The following is a 16,615-nucleotide window of genomic DNA, read 5'->3' as shown; positions in this document are numbered from 1 at the left end:
TGTCGGGGAAACGGAACGGCCCGACACTCGGTGCACCCCGGTTCCGGTCCCGCCGCGACAATCGGCAGGCGATCCGGTTCACCCGCAACGCCCGGTTCACGGTCACCGAGGGTGGGAAGTTGCGGCTCCCGAAGATCGGGGACATCCCGGTCTGCTGGTCCCGCGACCTACCCTCGGAACCGTCGTCGGTAACGATCGTCAAGGACGCGGCGGGACGATACTTCGCGTCGTTCGTGGTGGCGGTCGACGACGAACCGATGCCGGAGTTGGACACCGAAGTCGGTATCGACCTCGGTCTGACGACGTTCGCGGTGATGTCCAACGGGAAGATCATCGAGTCCCCGACGTTCCTGCGCCGCGCCGAGCGCAAGCTCCGCAAGGCACAGCAAGCCCTGTCCCGCAAGGACAAGGGCAGCAACAACCGGGCCAAGGCGCGCCTGCGGGTCGCCGAAGCCTACGCCAAGGTCGCCGATGTCAGACGCGACTTCGCGCACCAGCAGTCCACGAGGTTGATTCGCGAGAACCAAGCGATCTACGTCGAGGACTTGTGCGTGAACGGTTTGGCCCGCACCCGCCTGGCGAAGTCCGTGCATGACGCCGGGTGGGGGCAGTTCGTGGGCCTGGTCGAGTACAAAGCCGCCCGGTACGGGCGGACCGTGATCACGGTGGACCGGTGGTTCCCGTCGTCGCAGACCTGCTCGGATTGCGGCAGGGTCGACGGGAAGAAACCACTGTCGGTCCGGGAATGGATCTGCCCGTGCGGGGCGGTCCACGACCGCGATCTCAACGCTGCCAAGAATATCCTCGCCGCCGGACGGGCGGAGAGGCGAAACGCCTGCGGAGAGACGGTGAGCCTCCCCGCGTGAGTGGGGAGCACGACTCTGTGAAACAGGAACCCACCGAGAGTGCCGGTATGGGTGCTGGTCGGAATCCTCGGCCTTCAGGCCGTGGAGGACGTCAATACGAGCGTCTCGTCCCCAGTGACGAGAGGATGGAGCAGTCCCAGCAGCTGCAGACGCGCGAGTCCATGACCGAATTGATGACCGAGGTGGTCGAGCGGGTTTCCGGCTTTCGCACGGGCTATCTCGCACTCCTCGAACTGCGGCTCGAGGCGACCAGGCGACCAGAGTTGCAGGCCCTGCTCACCGACCGGGTGCGTGCTGATCTGGATTTCAATATCGGCAACTACCGAGAATCCGGGCTGCCGGGCGGTGAGGATGCCGTGGTGCTCCTGTATCTCACATTGAACTGGCTCATCCTCGACCGCCTCACGCTCCCGGGGATCTTCGACGAGAAGCGCACCGCGGAACTGGTGCGGACAGCCGTCGACCGCATGATCCCGCGCAGCGCTTGACTATCCACTGGGATATGACCGCCGATCGTCGGGGTGCTTCGGTTGTCGTGCCCGCCACCGCCGTCGCGGTCGGTCGGTGGTCGAAATGTGGATGGGTCGTGTGGTCATCCTCGACAGGATGATCAATTCGTGTGGATGGTGGCGGTGATTGCGCCGAGCGATTCGGCTCGGGTCGAGCAGGCGTGGCGCTGTCCACAAGGGTCGGCCGTCCGGGTCGGCGGTGGTGGTCCAGCCCGAGTCGGTTCCGGTGATGCGGGCGTGGTCGGCGTCGCACACCAGGGTGAGGTTAGTGATGTCGGTGGTGCCGCCGTGCTGCCATTCGGTGAGGTGGTGGACGGCGCAGTGGGATGCGGGCACGTCGCAGCCGGGGCGGGTGCAGCCGCGTTGCCAGGCGGTGAGCAGGAGTCGTTGCTCGGCGGTGGCGAGGCGTTTGCCGCGTCCGAGGTGCAAGGGTGCGCCACTGTGGTCGAACAGGGCGAGCGCGGGATGGATGCGTTCGGCCATGGCCAGGGCGTCTTTGACGGGCAGGACCCCGCCGCTGGATGTGGTGGCGAGGCCGGTGCCGGTTTCGAGTTGGTGCAGTGTCATCGTGACGATGACGGTGACGGGCAGGCCGCGGTGGTGTCCGAGTGCGCCGGTGGCGAGTGCGTGGGTGCAGATCGCGTCGAGGGCGTCATGGAGACGCTGATCGGGGGTGCGCAGGTCGCGGCGGGCGGCGCGGTCGACTGCGGCGAGGTCGAGGTCCGGGTGATCGATGCTGCCGTGGGGAGACTCGGGATCGTCGGGATTGTTCATGCCGGGGCGGGCCCATTTGGCGAGGATGGTGTCGAGTTTGCTGCGGGTGGTCGGATGTAGGTCGCCGCGCAGGGCGGACATCAGCCCTGCATCCTGGGGTGCCAGGCGCAGAGACCGGTGGCTCTTGCGGTCGCGATCGTCGGGCAGGGTGCCGTCCGGGTCGAGGCGGGCGAGAAGATCGATGCCGGCGGTGGTGATGTCGTCCGGTGTGGCGGTGCGGGCGAGGGCGCCGAGGATCTGATCGATCTGCTCGAGGGCGGAGTTGCCGAATCGACCGGGGATTTTGTCGATGACCTTGCGTACGGCGTCGGCGTGGTCGGCGCCTGCGGCGCCGTCCGTGAGTGCGCGTGCCGTGACGGGCAGGATCGGGTCGAGGACGCTACCGGTGGGGGTGACGCGGGGCGCGAGGACGCGGGCGTTCTTGACTCGGCGTTGGGCGTCGGCGCGAGAGATACGGAGTAGTTCGACGAGGTATTTCTGAGGTGAGGAGAGCCTCACGGTGTCGTGTATGCCTCGGTTCTCGATTTCGCCGATGACGCGGTTCCCGAGGCCGTCGAGAGTGCGGCGCGCTGTTTCTGCGGCTTGGAGGAGGCGTGTGATTTCGCCGTCGGGTAGTGCCGTGAGGTCGGCGGAGGCGAGGGCCTCGAGTGCCGCGACGGCGTCGCGAGCCTGACCGAATCCCACCTCATTCGAACTCATGTTCCGATTCTACGCATGATCGAATAAGTGTTCGAGTCACGATTTGGTAACGGCATACATTGGGTACGGGTGTGGTTTCCCGCCCGGTTGTTGGTGAGCGTCACACTTCGCATAAGTTCGAGTGATGAGCAATGAGAACTGCCCTGCTCCGCAGTGGTTCGTCGATGCGTTGGCTGCGCCCGTCGAGACTGGCAGCTACACGGTGTCGGGTGCGGCGATCTCCTACCGTGCGTGGGGTGAAGCGGGCTCACCCGGTGTAGTGCTCGTCCACGGCGGCATGGCCCATTCGCACTGGTGGGATCACATCGGGCCACAGTTGACGGCCGGTCGTCGCGTCGTCGCACTCGATATGAGCGGACACGGCGACAGTGACCATCGCGACGAGTACGGCCTCGAGTATTGGGCCGACGAGGTCCTCGGTGCGGCCGAATACGGCGGGATTTCCGGTCCTCCAGTTCTGGTCGGCCACAGCATGGGCGGAATCGTCTCGTTCGTGACGTCCGCACTGCACGGTGACAGGCTCGCCGGTGTGGTGATCCTCGACTCCCCGATTCGCGACATGACCCCCGAGGAACTCGAGATGCGCGCGAAGATGGTCGCCGATGCCGGGCCGCCGAAGGTGTACCCGACGGTCGATGCCGCGGTTGCGCGGTTCCGGCTCGTGCCACCGCAGGACGAGGCCGAGCCGTTCGTGTTCGACCGCATCGCCCGCACCTCGTTGAAGGAGGTCGACGGAGGCTGGTCGTGGAAGTTCGACAATCTGCGCATGGGTCGTGAGGCTCGCCGCAGCCTCGAGACGCTGCGACAGGGCTGTCCCCTCGCGTATTACCGATGTGAGAACGGAATCATCCAGGAACCGTTGCTGTCGCAGATTCGGGACCAGCTCGGGCCCGACGCGACGGTGGTGGATTTTCCCGTTGCCGGGCACCACCCGATGTTCGATCAGCCGCTGGCCTTGGTCACTGCGCTCCGGACCGTGCTCGCCGAGTGGGGTCGCTGACCCTGTGAACCTGCTTCGCCGGACGGCGATCGCGCTGACCCCGAAAAAGACAGTCACACCGGCTGGTGCGCGTCGGCATCCTCCATCCGAATCGGTGTACGGCGTTCCCGAAGCAGGTGGCGTGCTGCCCAGTCGAGCCAGAATCCGAGGAAGCCGATCACCACGATCACGGCCATCACTTGATCGTACGCGAGCTGGTCGCGTGCGTTGAGGATCTGATAGCCGAGACCCGAACGTACACCCAGCATCTCGGCTGGCACCAGGACGACCCAGGCAATTCCGAGCCCGACTCGCAGACCCGTTTGCACCTGGGAGCGGATCGAGGGCAGCACCATCGTCGTGAGCAGTTCGACTCGTGTCGCGCCGAAGGATCGGGCAACCATGAGATGTCCGGGGTCGATGGCGTGCACGCCCGCGGCCGTGTTGATGACGATGGGCCAGATCGCGGCGGCGGCGATGAGGAAGAACACCGGTTGGTGCCCGATTCCGAACAGGGCCACTGCGATCGGAGCCCACGACAGCGGCGAGATCATCCGCAGGAACTGCATGACCGGCATGGTTGCTTGCTCGACGACCGGGTTGAGCCCGATCAGCAGCCCGAGCGGAATGCCGAATGTCGCGGCGATCAGCAATCCGACGAGAAGCCGCCACAGGCTCGCGAGCATGTCGGGCAGGAGCACGCCGCGGGCGAACAGATCCACAATGGCCGGTCCCACATACTGCGGCGCGAATTCGCGCACGAGCGAATCGGGTCCGGCGACGACCGTGGTGACCAGCCACCACAGTGCCACGGCGACGACCACTGCGATGGTCTGCGGCAGAAGCGGAAGCCTCCAGGCGGACCGGGTGGGGGTGTTCACGTGGGGTCGACCTCCTCGATACGGGTGAGATCTGCGGGTAGCCCGAAGGTATCGGTGCCGGGGACCCGGGTCAGTGAGGTGCGGACGAACCGGTCGTCGACGAGTTCATGATGCACCGTTGCCGTGTCGATCCGCGACAGGAAGTCGGTGTTGCCGTCGACGACCGTGCCGTGCATCGCCTCGACGAGCGCGGTCGTGAAACTGGGGAACGGGAAGGGCTGGTACCCGATCTGCTGCGGTGCCCACTGCGGATGCCGGGTGCCGACGTCGCGTCCCGGATAGGTCAGGGCCGTCGTGATCGCGGGAAGCGGCTGCGGCAGATAGCGATCGAAGAGCATCGTTGCCGCGGCCGGGCGGTCCGCCGCTATCCGCAATTGGGCGGACACCACCGAATCCGAAAGAGCCTGCACAGCTGTCGGATTCTCTTCGATGACGTCCTCGTGGACGAGCAGGGCGCAGCATGCATGGTCGCGCCACAGGTCGCCGAGGAAGCGATGGATGCGACCCACACCGCGGAGCTCGGCAGCGGCGTTGAACGGGTCTGCAACAGTGAATCCCGCAATCGAGCCGTTGGCCAGGGCGGGAATCATATCGGACGGTCCCATGACGACGAGGCCGACGGTGCGCGCGGATCTCGACGGCGCCTGACGCACCACGGGAGTCAAACCGTGTTCGCGCAGCGTCTGCTGAACGATGATGTTGTGGATCGACCACCAGAACGGGATCGCAATGGTCTCGCCCGCAAGCTGTCCGAGATCGGTGATCTGTGGGGCGACGGTGAGTGCGGACCCGTTGGTGTGGTTCCATCCGAGAATGCGAGCGGAACTGCCTAGGCCGTAGCGCAATTGGACCGCGAGGGGCATCAGCAGGTGCACGACGTCGACCTGCCGACTGACGAATGCCTCCGCGAGTGACGCCCAGCTACGGAACAGCACAGGTTGCGCGGTGTCCACGATTCCGCTCGGATACAGTCCGGCGCCGTGCGCGACGAGCAGTGGAGCAGCGTCGGTGATCGGCAGATAGCCGATGCGGAGTTGCCCCGTGACGTTGGTGCGGTCTGCTGTGGCGGTACGCGCCAGGTCGGCTGCCCCGAATATGCCGCCGGCAGCGGCGATCCCGAGCGCACCCCGCATGAGAGTGCGCCGCGTCAGATTCTTCACGATGGGGTCAGCGACGAATCGCGATAGTGCTCGAAGATCTCCGTGCGTAGCGGGGCCCGTTCGTCCTGGTTGACGTCGGCGATGCGCCACTGCTGCCGCACTGTGCCTGCTCGGCCGAACAAAGCGATCCGGTCGGCGAGGCGAAGCGCTTCGTCGATGTCGTGGGTGACCAGCACCGTCGTGAAGGCGAGGTCTCGGGCGAGGTCGCCGAGCCATGACTGCAGATCGGAACGGGTTGCAGGGTCGAGTGCACTGAACGGTTCGTCGAGCAGCAGTAGGCGCGGACGCACCGCGACGGCACGGATCACGGCGATACGCTGCGCCTGTCCGCCGGACAGTTGATCAGGATAGTAGCCGGAGAGGCCGGACAAGCCGAAGCGGGCGAGTAGTCCATCGGCGTACGCAATGTCGAATCGATCGCGGTGATTCTTGAAACGCCCACCCAGCGCGATATTTTCGCGCACCGTGAGCCATGGCATGAGGTACGGCTGCTGGAACACCACGCCGGTGTGCGGGCGGGTGTCACCGTCGGTGCTCGGCCAGTCGATCTCGCCGCGGTCGAGATGATCGAGACCCGCGATGATCCGTAGCAGTGTCGACTTTCCGCTACCGCTGCTGCCGAGCAGGACGAGGAGTTCCCCGGTGGTGACGTCGAGGTCGAGTCCCTGGAGGACTGGTTCGCGTCGACCCGCGAAACTCTTGTAGGCGCCTGCTATGCGAACTTCGAGAGTTCCCACCGCAACTGTCCTTCCGAGGGAGACTGGATGGGGAGGAACGCGGCCTCGCGGAAGCGCCTGTTCGTGGCGCTGGCGGAGGCGTATCCGGCACCGCCGCGCAGCGTCGCTTCGAGCCGTGTCGCGGCAACTGCGACGACGGAGCCATCGAGGCGCAGGCGGATCAGATCGGCCCCGGATACCGTGGACGGCGCGGCGGAGTAGCGGTACAGCCGCTCCCGAAGAGATTCGTATTGCTGTTTCAGAACCCGGTATTCGTCACTGAATTGCTCGCCGAGACCGTGCAGCCGCGACAACGACTCCGTGAGTGACGCTCGGGTGATCCCCGCGCAGAACGACGTCTGCAGCAGCAGAAAGGTCGGGCGGATGGCACCACAGAATTCGGTGAGGTCGTCGGAGATGATGTCCGAACCCGGAATTCGGAGATTGTCGAAGGTGAGGGACGTCGACGAGGTGGCGCCGAGCGCGAGCAGTTCGGGGGACGAGTTGATGCGGATGCCCGGTGTGTCGGCGCGGACGACGGCGATCACGTGTCCGCCGTCGGCAGTGCGGGCGGGGAATACGATGAGCGATTCCGGAAAGACGTTGGTAGCCCAGTGGATCGGACCACTGACGATGAGCCCGTCGTCGGTGCGTTCCGCGAGTAGTGGGAGTTCGCCGAGCCCCGCGAGGTACTTGAGCGCGGCCGCCATGGCCGTGACGCCGATCAACCGGCCGGTCGCGAGGTCGTCGCAGTACCGTGCGCGGAGGTGTTCCGGGGCGCGGTCCAGGTATTCGAGTGTCATGCGCTGAGCCCACAGCGAGAACCCGACGGTGAGTGATTCCGCGGCGATCCCATCGATGACCGCGGCCATGTGGTCGAGACATTTTCCGCCGAGCCCGTTTCCGAGCAGTCCGGCTTCGCCGATGCGTGCGAGGTCGGTGCGAATATCGGTCTCGCCGCGATCGAGAGCGGAGGCACGGTCGCGGACGAATTCGGTGATCGTGTCGAGCTGCTCGTTCGGGTTCTGAGTGGCCGCGGTCATCGGGTGCCTATCCTTCGAGAGAGTGGATGCGGTCGATCGGGGTGCTGACGGCTTCGCGAGCGCGGACGACGGCGTCCTCGTCGGGAGCGTTGTAGAAGCACAGGCACTTGTCCATGTCCTCGCGGACGTAGGTGCGCAGGAAGCTCACTTCGGGGACGTTCGCGTACTTCGGTGAGTTGGCCTTCTTGCGCGCGAGATAGGTCTCCATGTCGATCGTATCGGGGATGTCCCACTCGACGAGATAGCCGGCCTCGGGGCGTGCGGCCTTGATCTGGTCGAGGTCGGCGCCGACAAGTCGAACTTCGTTGGGGCCCACTACTTCTGCAACGTCCAGGGTTGCTGCCTCGAGCTGTGCTGCGCGGCATGCAGCGAACTCGGCGACAGCGAAGATGCGTGTGCCGCCGGAGGTCACCTGCGATTCGATCAGTTCGCCACCGGCGTTGACGACTGCGGTGTCGAATGCCTTGATGGCGGCCTCTGCTTGGCCTTCGGTGGGGACGAGCTCGTAGAGATACAGCGACATGGGGTCACCTTCCGGGTAGGTCGGGGTGGGCATGCTGACGGCAGGGGTGAGCGCAGGCTTTCGTCAGGAAGTGATGAACGAGGCGAGGCAGGAGCCGGTCAGCGCAGGAAGCGACAACACGCAGCACCGGTCACCCGCACGAGATCCACGTGCAGGCGACGGGTCAGAAGACGGCGTGTCACGAGTGCCACCATACATATGGATAGAACGGTCTGTCTATCGGTTCGATCCGATACTCTCTTCTGTGTGCGCACCACAGTCGAAACCATCGTCAAGCGACCGCCTGCGGAACGGCTCCTCGACACTGCCAGCGCATTGTTCGCCGAGTTCGGCATTCGCGCGGTGGGTGTCGATCGGATCCTCGCCGAGTCGGGTGTCGCGCGTGCGAGCCTGTACTCGACCTACGGCTCGAAGGATGGCCTCGTCCACGCTTACCTCGACCGCCTCGACCAACATGATCGGTCGAGGTGGAGCGATGCCGTAGCAGGCATGGACGACCCGGTGTGCCGAATCCTGACCTTCTTCGATCTCGCTCTGGCCTCGGCGCCGGGAAAGAACTTCCGGGGATGCCAGTACGCCAATGCGGCCACTGAGTTCCCGGACGAGCGGATCGCGCCGGTGCTGGCGCATCGTGAGTGGCTGCTCGATACTCTGGTGGGACTACTGGACCGGATCGCTGCCCCGGATTCCGCCGCAACGGCCGAACGCGTGCGGTTGATCTACGACGGAGCGCTCGCCGGTTCGAAGTTCGAGCACTCGACCGAGCCGATCCGCCGCGGCCGTGAACTCGCTGCGGAACTCATCGCGGCGGTTCGGAGCGCCTGACGGGTTCACGGCGGCGCGCGAGCGCACAGAACCCGGTGCCGGGCGGTGTGCACAACCGGCGGTGTACACGAACAGGAACATGTTCTATATTTCGTTCATGTACGAGTGGTCCGACACAGACCTCATGTTCCGCGACGCGCTGCGCGGATTCATCGAGAAGGAAATCCGCCCCCACGTCGATGAGCTCGAGTCCGGTGAGCTTCCGCCGTTCGGCATCATCCGCAAGATGTACGCCGCGTTCGGGATCGACGAGATGGCCCGCGAGTCCCTCGAACGGGCACTCGCGAAAGAGGAGCAGGGCGAGAGCTCGTCCGGAGGCTCGGGAGGGACGGGCGGGTCGCCGGGCATGGCAGCACTGCTCAACATCGATCTCGCGGGCGTGAGCCTGGGGCTGGTCGCATCGATGGGGGTGAGTCTCGGGCTCACCGCCGGCACGATCCGCGGTCGCGGCACCCTCGCCCAGAAGAAGCGCTGGCTACCCGAGCTGGTGACGTTCGACAAGGTCGGCGCCTGGGCCATCACGGAACCGGATTCGGGGTCCGACGCGTTCGGTGGAATGAAGACCACCGTGCGCCGTGACGGCGACGATTACATCCTCAACGGGCAGAAGACGTTCATTACCAACGGTCCGTACGCTGACGTCATCGTCGTCTACGCCAAACTCGACGACGGCGACGCGACGATCGACCGACGCGACCGCAAGGTTCTCGCGTTCGTACTGGACAAGGGAATGGAGGGCCTCACTCAGAGCCCGCCGTTCAAGAAGATGGGCATGAACTCCTCACCCACCGGTGAGTTGTTCTTCGACAATGTGCGCATCACGCGCGATCGCCTGCTCGGGGAAACCGAGGACGGCGGGAAGAGCGATGGCAAGAGCAGCGCGAAGGAGTCGTTCGCGGCCGAGCGTATCGGGATCGCTTATCTGTCTCTCGGCATCATCGAGCAATGCCTGACGTTGTGCACCGAGTATGCGAAGTCGCGCAAGTTGTGGGGCACTGCGATCTCGCAGTTCCAGCTCATTCAGCTCAAGCTTGCGGAGATGGAGATCGCGCGGGTCAACGTGCAGAACATGGTGTTCAGCGCGATCGAGCGTGCGCAGGCGGGGAAGCCGGTGAGCCTGTCGGAGGCTTCGGCGATGAAGCTGTATTCGTCGCGCGCCGCCACCGAGGTCGCGATGGAGGCAGTGCAGCTCTTCGGCGGCAACGGCTACATGGCCGAATATCGTGTCGAGCAGCTCGCGCGCGACGCGAAGTCGCTGATGATCTACGCGGGGAGCAACGAGATCCAGGTGACGCACATCGCGAAGGGGCTTTTGTCGAAATGACCGAAATGACTGTTTTCGGGGTGAGTCTCCCCAGTTGCAGATTCGGTCGGTAACACGAAAACCGCGCCGACAGACACCGGGTAGTGGTAATTGCCCGGTGTCTTCGCATATCTTGGCACGTGGGCTTACGGAACGGGACCGATTTAGCTGTAACGCGAGTTAACTGTTAGCAGAGTGCACAAGTATCGGGGAGGATCACTATGCACGGGGGAGAGAATGGGTCGAGAGACCGGCCGATAATCCGGTTCGACGACCGACCGACCACGCCGATCAGTATCGACGGCCGGTCGGCGCGCGCCGAACGTACACGTCAAGCGGTCATCGACGCGCATATCGCGTTGATCCGCGACGGCGAACTCAAACCGACCGGCGCGCAGATTGCGGAGCGGGCACGAGTGTCGCTGAGATCCTTGTGGGGGCACTTCGGCGACCTCGAGACGCTTTTCTCGGCAACGGGCACCGAGTTGATGCGTCGTCAAGACGACGCGCACGAACCGGTTGATCCGAGCCTGCCCCTCGCGGAACGTATCGACCGGTACTGCCGTCAGCGTGCCGAGGCGCTCGAGTACATCGCTCCTTTCTCTCGATCGGCGGAGGTTCGGGCACCGTTCTCGGAAGAACTGCAACGCAACCGCTACAGCTATCTCGAGCGAGCGGAGATCGAAGTGCGGGTGCTGTTCGCTCGGGAGTTCGCCCGCGCCGACGACCTGGAACGCGTCCGGATCGTCCAGGCGATCGCCATCACGTCGACATGGCCGACCTGGGTTTCGCTGCGCGACGTCGTGGGCCTGTCGGTGCCCGACTCCACCGACGTGATGAAGCGGATGATCAGCGCACTGGTGGAGTCGGTCATGTTGCGGGCAGCGGAACCGTTGACTGTCTGATCGGACTGCCGTCCGACTGGGCTGCGAGTCACGTCATGGTCCCGGAGCGACCGAGCTACCCACAGTAAGTGATCGTGTCACCCCGATGTCGTCGAGGAACCGTTCGTCGTGGGACACCACCACCAGCGCGCCTTCGAACGCCTGCAGCGCTTGGGTCAGGTGCGCGAGGCTGGGCAGATCCAAGTTGTTGGTCGGTTCGTCGAGGATCAGCAGCTGTGGAGCGGGGTCGGCAGCGAGGAGGATGGCCAACGCGGCGCGAAGCCGTTCACCCCCCGACAGGACTCCGACGGGGACATCGGCGTCGGACCCGCGGAACAGAAAGCGCGCCAGGCGTGCACGCACCTCCTGAGGAGGGAGGTGCGGTGCGCGCCCTTCTGCATTCGCCACCACCGACGCCGTGTCGTCGAAGATGTCGAGGCGTTGGGGAAGCAGCGCAAACGGAACCAACGGCCCGGCCTCGACGATCCGGCGCAGCAGCGTGGTCTTGCCCGAACCGTTGGGCCCGCGTACTGCGATGCGTTCGGGTCCGACGATCTCGAGCGGACCCTCGGCAACCCGGCGACCCGGATGCACCGAGGTGCCGGGCAGATCCACCCGGATCTCACGATCGTTCCGCACCGCCTCCTGTGCCCGGTCGAGCTGTGCTCGCGCAGATTCGAGGTTTCCCTCGTGCTCGCGGCGGTACCGGCCGGCAGATTCCTGTGCCTGCCGTTTCCGCATCCCCATGATGATCTTCGGTTCACGTTTGTTCTCGAACATCTTCTGGCCGTAGCGGGCTCGTCGATCGAGCGTGATGTGAGCTGCGGCAAGTTCACGGGCCTGGCGGCGCACATCGCTGCGCGCGTCCCGCATCGCGGACCGAGCCGCCGCCTGTTCGGCTTCGATGATCTGCTCGTAATCGCTGAAACCACCGCCGAACATGCGAAGACGTCCGTCGCGTAGTTCGGCGATCGTGTCCATCCGATCGAGTAGATCGCGATCATGGCCTGCGACGATCACCGTACCGGGGAAACGGTCGAGAGCGTCCTGCAGTCGTTCGCGGGCGGCCGTGTCGAGATTGTTGGTCGGTTCGTCGAGCAACAGCACGCCGGGTTCGGTGAGCAACCGGGCGGTGAGTCCGAGCAGGATGGTCTCCCCGCCGGAGAGCGTGCCTACGGTGCGATCGAAATCGTGTTCGTCATGCAGAATTCGATCGAGCCCGAGTCGATGCACTGTTGCGAGCGCACGCTCTTCGACGTCCCAGCGGTCACCGACGATGTCGAAGTCGTCGACGGTGCCGGTTCCGGATTCGATACGCTGCAACGCTGTTCGCACGGTGTCGATCCCGAGGACGGTGGAAACCGACACGGTGGGGTCGAGGGTGATGTCCTGTGGCAGGTACGCGACACGTCCGGATATTGTCACGGACCCGCGGGCCGGGCGGAGATCGCCGGAGATGAGTTGTAGCAGAGTGCTTTTGCCGCTCCCGTTCCGCCCGACGAGGCCGGTGCGGCCGACGGTGAACGTCGCGTCTAGACCGTCGAAGACGGGGGTGCCGTCGGAATGCTCGTAGGTGAGGGCGGACAGCGTGACACTGCTGGATGCAGAAATGGGTACAGACATGCGAACTCCTGGAGGTGAGAGACGGCCCGCGTATATCGCGCGGTGAGTCGAGAACCTCTACAGGAGCAATGCCTTCTCCGAACGCCGGGAACAGATGCGATCTCCACGATAAGGGCAGCATTGCGGGTTGCGCAATCGAATTGATCTGTGGGTCGTCACACAGGGTGATGCTGCAGGGTGGTCGTCGCTCAGGTTGCCGGATCGCAGATCGGCGACGGCACCGTTGTCCGATCTCCGGCATGATCGTGACATGCATATCGGTCGACGGACAGTCACGCTCGTGACGGCAGCCTCCCTCACCCTGGGCGTGGTCGGCTGCGCTACGGGGCCCGATCAGCCCGACACGGTAGCCGACGAGTTCGCCGCTGCGCTGGATTCCGGTGACGCAGCATCCGCCGCAGCACTGACCACGGATCCGGCGGCCGCGGGGGCAACGATCTCGGGTCTGTTCGACGGATTGGGCAACGACGATCCCACCGTGACGGTCGCGAGTGTCGGCGACGGAGACACGTTCGATCTGGACGTGTCGTGGAACTTCGGGGAGGGGCGGGACTGGTCGTATCGCACTACCGGCTCAGCGATCGAGGATCCGGCCGGCGAGTCGGATGACGACGACGGCTGGAGGGTCCGGTGGGATCCGGCCGTAGTGGCACCGGGCCTTGGCGAAGATACGTCGCTGCGTTACACCCCGACCACGGGAACGCCGCCGACGATCTTCGACGGAGCGGGGCAACCGCTGATGAGCGAGCAGATCGTGACGCTCGTGAACCTCGATTCGTCGGCCGACCCCGCTGCGGTGGCGCCGTTGCTCGCTACCGCAGCGCCGACGATCACTGCGGGCTCTCTCGCTGCGAACCTCGAACAGGCGGCCAGCGCGCCGATGACTGCGGTGGCCCTGCGCGAGCCGGATCTCGCGCCGATCGAAGAGCAACTCTCCGCGTTGCCCGGGGTGACGCTCGCTCCGCAGGCACGACTGCTCACCGCTGATCGCGATCTGGCGTCACCCGTGTGGTCGGGTCTGGACGAGATGTGGCATGAGAATCAGGCCGCGACGGCGGGTTGGGCGGTGCAGTCGGTGACCTCCGACGGCACCGTTCGATCGATCGCCGGTGCGGAGGCCGGCGAGGCCCCCGACCTGCACACCACGATCGATCCGGATCTGCAGGTGCGCGCGGAAGCCGCCCTCGCGTCGTTCGATCGGCCTGCGGTGATCGTCGGGATCGACGCCGACACCGGCGCGGTACGCACCGTCGCGCAGAACGCTGCGGCCGATCAGGAGGGGCCAGTAGCGCTCACCGGCCTGTACCCACCGGGGTCGACCTTCAAGACGGTGACCACATCGGCGGCGCTGCAGGCGGGTCTCGCCGAACCCGACACGGTCCTTCCCTGCCCCGGTGTCGCAACGATCGGCGACCGGACCATCCCGAACGACGAGAGCTTCGACCTCGGCGAGGTTCCCCTGCACACTGCGTTCGCGAACTCGTGCAACACCACCATGGCCGGACTCGCTGTGGACATGCCGTCCACGGCCTTGACCGACGCTGCCTTGCAGTTCGGACTGGGCGTGGACTACGTCACGCCCGGGCTCGTGACCGTCACCGGAAGTGTCCCGCCGATGGATTCGGGGGCGGCGCGTGTCGAAGGCGCGATCGGGCAGGGGCAGGTGACGGCATCGCCATTCGGAATGGCGCTCGTCGCCGCGTCGATCGCGGGTGGGAAAACGCCGCTGCCCACGCTCGTCGACGGGCAACCGGCGACGGCCGATCAGGAGGTTGCACCTGCCCCCGCAGACGACATTGCCGCACTGCGAACGATGATGCGAGAGACCGTAACCGAGGGTACGGCGAGCGCGCTGAGCGACTTTCCCGAACTGATCGGAAAGACCGGAACCGCGGAGTACGGTGGCAACAGCGGGGTAGTCGGCGACGTGAGCGGGGCACACGGCTGGTTCATCGGAGCACAGGATAACCTGGCGTTCGCAGTGTTCGTCGCGGGCGCCGGTAGTTCGGCTCCCGCCGTGGGGGCGGCCGGACAGTGGCTGGGGAGGTGATCTTTTCGGATGTAGTGCAATCGTGATCGCAACGTAGACGACTCGTGCTTGTGGCTGATGTTGCTGGAGTGAAGGTTGTGGAGTATGGGATTTCGAGAGTGGCAGCGTCGGCGAGGCGTTCGCACTGTCGCCCTCGGTGCTGCCGTGGCCGTGGCTGCAGCGGTGGGCCTGAACACCTTCGTGTTCAATGACCCGCGCAGCGATGCCGAAATCCTGGTCGACGATTTCGTGGAGGCACTCAACGACCGCGAACCCGGCGACGCCGCCGAGCTCACCTCATATCCGAACGCCGCCGAACCTGTGCTGGCACAGATGTTCGACGGTCTGTCCGATGGCAGTGTCGACTACGACGTCACTCAACTCGTCGAACTCAACGAGGACTCCGGATACTTCACACTTACGGCCGACTGGAACTTCGGAGAGAACAAGGACTGGCACTACCAGGTCGACGGTTCCGTCCGGAAACTGGCCGTCGGCTGGCGCGTGTCGTGGAGCCCCGATGTGGTTGTGCCCGACCTCGCGGGCCGGACTGTCCACCATGTGCGGACGGACGCCGCGCCGCCCAAGATCTTCGACCGCACGGGTAAACCTCTGATGGAGGAGCAGACGATCAATGCGGTTGTGCTCAATCCTGCCTTCATGCCCGATCCCGGTGCCAGCACGACACGGCTTGCCGAGATCCTCGCGCCTGTCGCGCCGGTGATCACCGCCGAGCTCATGCAGGAGCGGCTCGCCGCCGACCCCGGAGCCCGGATCACCGCGGTCAAACTCCGCGACCAGGACTATCAATTCCTCGAAGGCGGCATCGTCGCCATCCCCGGTGTCGAAGTCATCAAGACGCCCACGCTGATCAGCTCCGACCGGCGGGTCTCGACGCCCCTGCTCGATTCACTCCGCTCCGCGTGGCAACTCGAACGCGACAACACCGCCGGCTGGGCCGTGACGCTCGAAGACCCCGAGCAGGGACCGATCCAGGTCGCTGGATTCCAGGGGCCCCCGCCTCCGGATATGACGTCCACCGTCGATTCGCACGTGCAGCTCGCAGCGAAGGAAGCCGTCGTCACCGTGGGAACTCCCGCGGCGCTTGTCGCGATCCAGCCGTCCACCGGCGGGATCCTCGCCGCAGACGTCAACAACCAGGCGATGGAACTCGGCCCCGTAGCTACCCGGGGTCTCTACTCGGCGGGTTCGGTCTTCGACCCCGTCCGGGTGGCGGCCGGACTCGACCGCGGTGTCGCGCCCGATTCGGTGAACACCGACGATCTGGCCGATACCGCGCGTCGCCTCGGGCTCGGCGTGGGGTATTCGGTGCCGGGCTTCGAATTCGAGACTGCACAGATCGGGCACGGCAGGTCCGGGGTGGTGCAGTTCACCGGCGATGGCGACGACGAAGCACTTGTCAGTCCGCTCGGCGCCGCGCTGCTCGCCGCGTCCATCGCGCGCGGCGAGGCTCCAGCACCCATGCTCGTGCAGGGCAGGCCCGCGACGGTCGCCGAGGAACCCGAGCCGTTGCCCGCGCACGTGACCGACGCGCTGCGCGGGCTGATGATCGACAACGTCCAGAACGGCCCCGCGTCCTTGTTGAAAGGCCACCCGGGCCTCGCCGGGATCGCCGCCACGGCCGGCGACGACCGCTGGTTCTTCGGCTACACCGGCGACGTGGCGTTCGCGGTGTTCGTTGCCGACGCCGACGGCGGCGACCGCGCCGTGAAGATGGCCGACCGCTTCCTCACCGAACTGGCGAAGCCGCCCGCGTGATCCCTGGTGCACTCTGTGCATG

General features: G+C 65.5%; 16 protein-coding genes. 8 read left to right on the top strand and 8 right to left on the bottom strand.

Annotation, left to right across the window (positions count from 1 at the left end; translation table 11 throughout):
• Both ACZI8W_RS16480 and ACZI8W_RS16475 read left to right on the top strand, forming a co-directional pair.
• Positions 1-866: RNA-guided endonuclease InsQ/TnpB family protein (locus ACZI8W_RS16480; RefSeq protein ID WP_463369568.1), on the top strand; the 866-nt coding region annotated here is incomplete at its 5' end.
• Positions 867-991: 125 nt separating this feature from the next.
• Positions 992-1,354, top strand: coding sequence for a hypothetical protein (locus ACZI8W_RS16475; protein WP_463369567.1), 363 nt, complete (start codon positions 992-994; stop codon positions 1,352-1,354).
• Here the strand turns inward: ACZI8W_RS16475 and ACZI8W_RS16470 are convergent, their stop codons facing one another.
• Positions 1,355-2,848, bottom strand: coding sequence for an HNH endonuclease signature motif containing protein (locus ACZI8W_RS16470; protein ID WP_463369566.1), 1,494 nt, complete (start codon positions 2,846-2,848; stop codon positions 1,355-1,357).
• A 124-nt stretch (positions 2,849-2,972) separates the two neighbouring features.
• Between ACZI8W_RS16470 and ACZI8W_RS16465 the strand changes: the two genes are divergently transcribed.
• Complete coding sequence (locus ACZI8W_RS16465) at positions 2,973-3,848, top strand: alpha/beta fold hydrolase (protein WP_463369565.1); 876 nt, start codon at positions 2,973-2,975, stop codon at positions 3,846-3,848.
• A gap of 53 nt (positions 3,849-3,901) precedes the next feature.
• On the opposite strand, the gene ACZI8W_RS16460 is transcribed toward ACZI8W_RS16465, so the two are convergent.
• The 6 genes from ACZI8W_RS16460 to ACZI8W_RS16435 all read right to left on the bottom strand — a co-directional run bounded on the left by ACZI8W_RS16460 (position 3,902) and on the right by ACZI8W_RS16435 (position 8,344).
• A complete protein-coding gene (locus ACZI8W_RS16460; protein ID WP_463369564.1) occupies positions 3,902-4,708 on the bottom strand; it encodes an ABC transporter permease in 807 nt (268 codons plus the stop codon).
• On the bottom strand, positions 4,705-5,841 hold the full coding sequence (locus tag ACZI8W_RS16455; RefSeq protein ID WP_463369582.1) for an ABC transporter substrate-binding protein: 1,137 nt from the start codon (positions 5,839-5,841) through the stop codon (positions 4,705-4,707). Before ACZI8W_RS16455 ends, ACZI8W_RS16460 begins: the two co-directional genes overlap by 4 nt.
• Positions 5,842-5,864: 23 nt before the next feature.
• Positions 5,865-6,605, bottom strand: coding sequence for an ABC transporter ATP-binding protein (locus ACZI8W_RS16450; protein ID WP_463369563.1), 741 nt, complete (start codon positions 6,603-6,605; stop codon positions 5,865-5,867).
• Positions 6,581-7,627, bottom strand: coding sequence for an acyl-CoA dehydrogenase family protein (locus tag ACZI8W_RS16445; RefSeq protein ID WP_463369562.1), 1,047 nt, complete (start codon positions 7,625-7,627; stop codon positions 6,581-6,583). The genes ACZI8W_RS16450 and ACZI8W_RS16445 overlap by 25 nt, the downstream gene beginning before the upstream one ends.
• Positions 7,628-7,634: 7 nt before the next feature.
• The gene (locus ACZI8W_RS16440) at positions 7,635-8,150 is read right to left on the bottom strand and encodes a DUF4242 domain-containing protein (RefSeq protein ID WP_463369561.1); all 516 of its coding nucleotides are present in this window, start codon (positions 8,148-8,150) and stop codon (positions 7,635-7,637) included.
• Positions 8,151-8,248: 98 nt separating this feature from the next.
• Entirely contained in the window at positions 8,249-8,344 is a 96-nt protein-coding gene (locus ACZI8W_RS16435; protein ID WP_463369560.1) for a putative leader peptide, read from the bottom strand.
• Positions 8,345-8,396: 52 nt separating this feature from the next.
• Between ACZI8W_RS16435 and ACZI8W_RS16430 the strand changes: the two genes are divergently transcribed.
• The 3 genes from ACZI8W_RS16430 (at position 8,397) to ACZI8W_RS16420 (ending at position 11,183) form a co-directional block, all read left to right on the top strand.
• Positions 8,397-8,975 carry a TetR/AcrR family transcriptional regulator gene (locus ACZI8W_RS16430; protein ID WP_463369559.1) on the top strand — a complete coding sequence of 193 codons (579 nt, stop codon included), beginning with the start codon at positions 8,397-8,399 and terminating at the stop codon, positions 8,973-8,975.
• A 97-nt stretch (positions 8,976-9,072) separates the two neighbouring features.
• Complete coding sequence (locus tag ACZI8W_RS16425; protein ID WP_463369558.1) at positions 9,073-10,299, top strand: acyl-CoA dehydrogenase family protein; 1,227 nt, start codon at positions 9,073-9,075, stop codon at positions 10,297-10,299.
• A gap of 200 nt (positions 10,300-10,499) precedes the next feature.
• Positions 10,500-11,183 carry a TetR/AcrR family transcriptional regulator gene (locus ACZI8W_RS16420; protein ID WP_463369557.1) on the top strand — a complete coding sequence of 228 codons (684 nt, stop codon included), beginning with the start codon at positions 10,500-10,502 and terminating at the stop codon, positions 11,181-11,183.
• Positions 11,184-11,216: 33 nt separating this feature from the next.
• Here ACZI8W_RS16420 and ACZI8W_RS16415 read toward each other — a convergent pair whose 3' ends face one another.
• On the bottom strand, positions 11,217-12,785 hold the full coding sequence (locus tag ACZI8W_RS16415; protein WP_463369556.1) for an ABC-F family ATP-binding cassette domain-containing protein: 1,569 nt from the start codon (positions 12,783-12,785) through the stop codon (positions 11,217-11,219).
• A gap of 250 nt (positions 12,786-13,035) precedes the next feature.
• Here ACZI8W_RS16415 and ACZI8W_RS16410 point away from each other — a divergent pair, with 250 nt between their 5' ends.
• On the top strand, positions 13,036-14,835 hold the full coding sequence (locus ACZI8W_RS16410) for a penicillin-binding transpeptidase domain-containing protein (protein WP_463369555.1): 1,800 nt from the start codon (positions 13,036-13,038) through the stop codon (positions 14,833-14,835).
• An 84-nt stretch (positions 14,836-14,919) separates the two neighbouring features.
• Positions 14,920-16,593, top strand: coding sequence for an NTF2-like N-terminal transpeptidase domain-containing protein (locus tag ACZI8W_RS16405; protein ID WP_463369554.1), 1,674 nt, complete (start codon positions 14,920-14,922; stop codon positions 16,591-16,593).
• The last annotated feature ends 22 nt before the right edge of the window (positions 16,594-16,615 follow it).

The organism is Rhodococcus ruitaii (assembly GCF_055230935.1).
This window is presented reverse-complemented; position numbering and strand designations above follow the sequence as displayed.

What these genes read in the sequence shown, in the direction of transcription:
- ACZI8W_RS16475 (WP_463369567.1), top strand. Translation starts at nt 992, where the DNA reads ATGGAGCAGTCCCAGCAGCTGCAGACGCGCGAGTCCATGACCGAATTG.
- ACZI8W_RS16470 (WP_463369566.1), bottom strand. Translation starts at nt 2,848, where the DNA reads ATGAGTTCGAATGAGGTGGGATTCGGTCAGGCTCGCGACGCCGTCGCG.
- ACZI8W_RS16465 (WP_463369565.1), top strand. Translation starts at nt 2,973, where the DNA reads ATGAGCAATGAGAACTGCCCTGCTCCGCAGTGGTTCGTCGATGCGTTG.
- ACZI8W_RS16455 (WP_463369582.1), bottom strand. Translation starts at nt 5,841, where the DNA reads ATGCGGGGTGCGCTCGGGATCGCCGCTGCCGGCGGCATATTCGGGGCA.
- ACZI8W_RS16445 (WP_463369562.1), bottom strand. Translation starts at nt 7,627, where the DNA reads ATGACCGCGGCCACTCAGAACCCGAACGAGCAGCTCGACACGATCACC.
- ACZI8W_RS16440 (WP_463369561.1), bottom strand. Translation starts at nt 8,150, where the DNA reads ATGTCGCTGTATCTCTACGAGCTCGTCCCCACCGAAGGCCAAGCAGAG.
- ACZI8W_RS16435 (WP_463369560.1), bottom strand. Translation starts at nt 8,344, where the DNA reads ATGGTGGCACTCGTGACACGCCGTCTTCTGACCCGTCGCCTGCACGTG.
- ACZI8W_RS16425 (WP_463369558.1), top strand. Translation starts at nt 9,073, where the DNA reads ATGTACGAGTGGTCCGACACAGACCTCATGTTCCGCGACGCGCTGCGC.
- ACZI8W_RS16420 (WP_463369557.1), top strand. Translation starts at nt 10,500, where the DNA reads ATGCACGGGGGAGAGAATGGGTCGAGAGACCGGCCGATAATCCGGTTC.
- ACZI8W_RS16415 (WP_463369556.1), bottom strand. Translation starts at nt 12,785, where the DNA reads ATGTCTGTACCCATTTCTGCATCCAGCAGTGTCACGCTGTCCGCCCTC.
- ACZI8W_RS16410 (WP_463369555.1), top strand. Translation starts at nt 13,036, where the DNA reads ATGCATATCGGTCGACGGACAGTCACGCTCGTGACGGCAGCCTCCCTC.
- ACZI8W_RS16405 (WP_463369554.1), top strand. Translation starts at nt 14,920, where the DNA reads ATGGGATTTCGAGAGTGGCAGCGTCGGCGAGGCGTTCGCACTGTCGCC.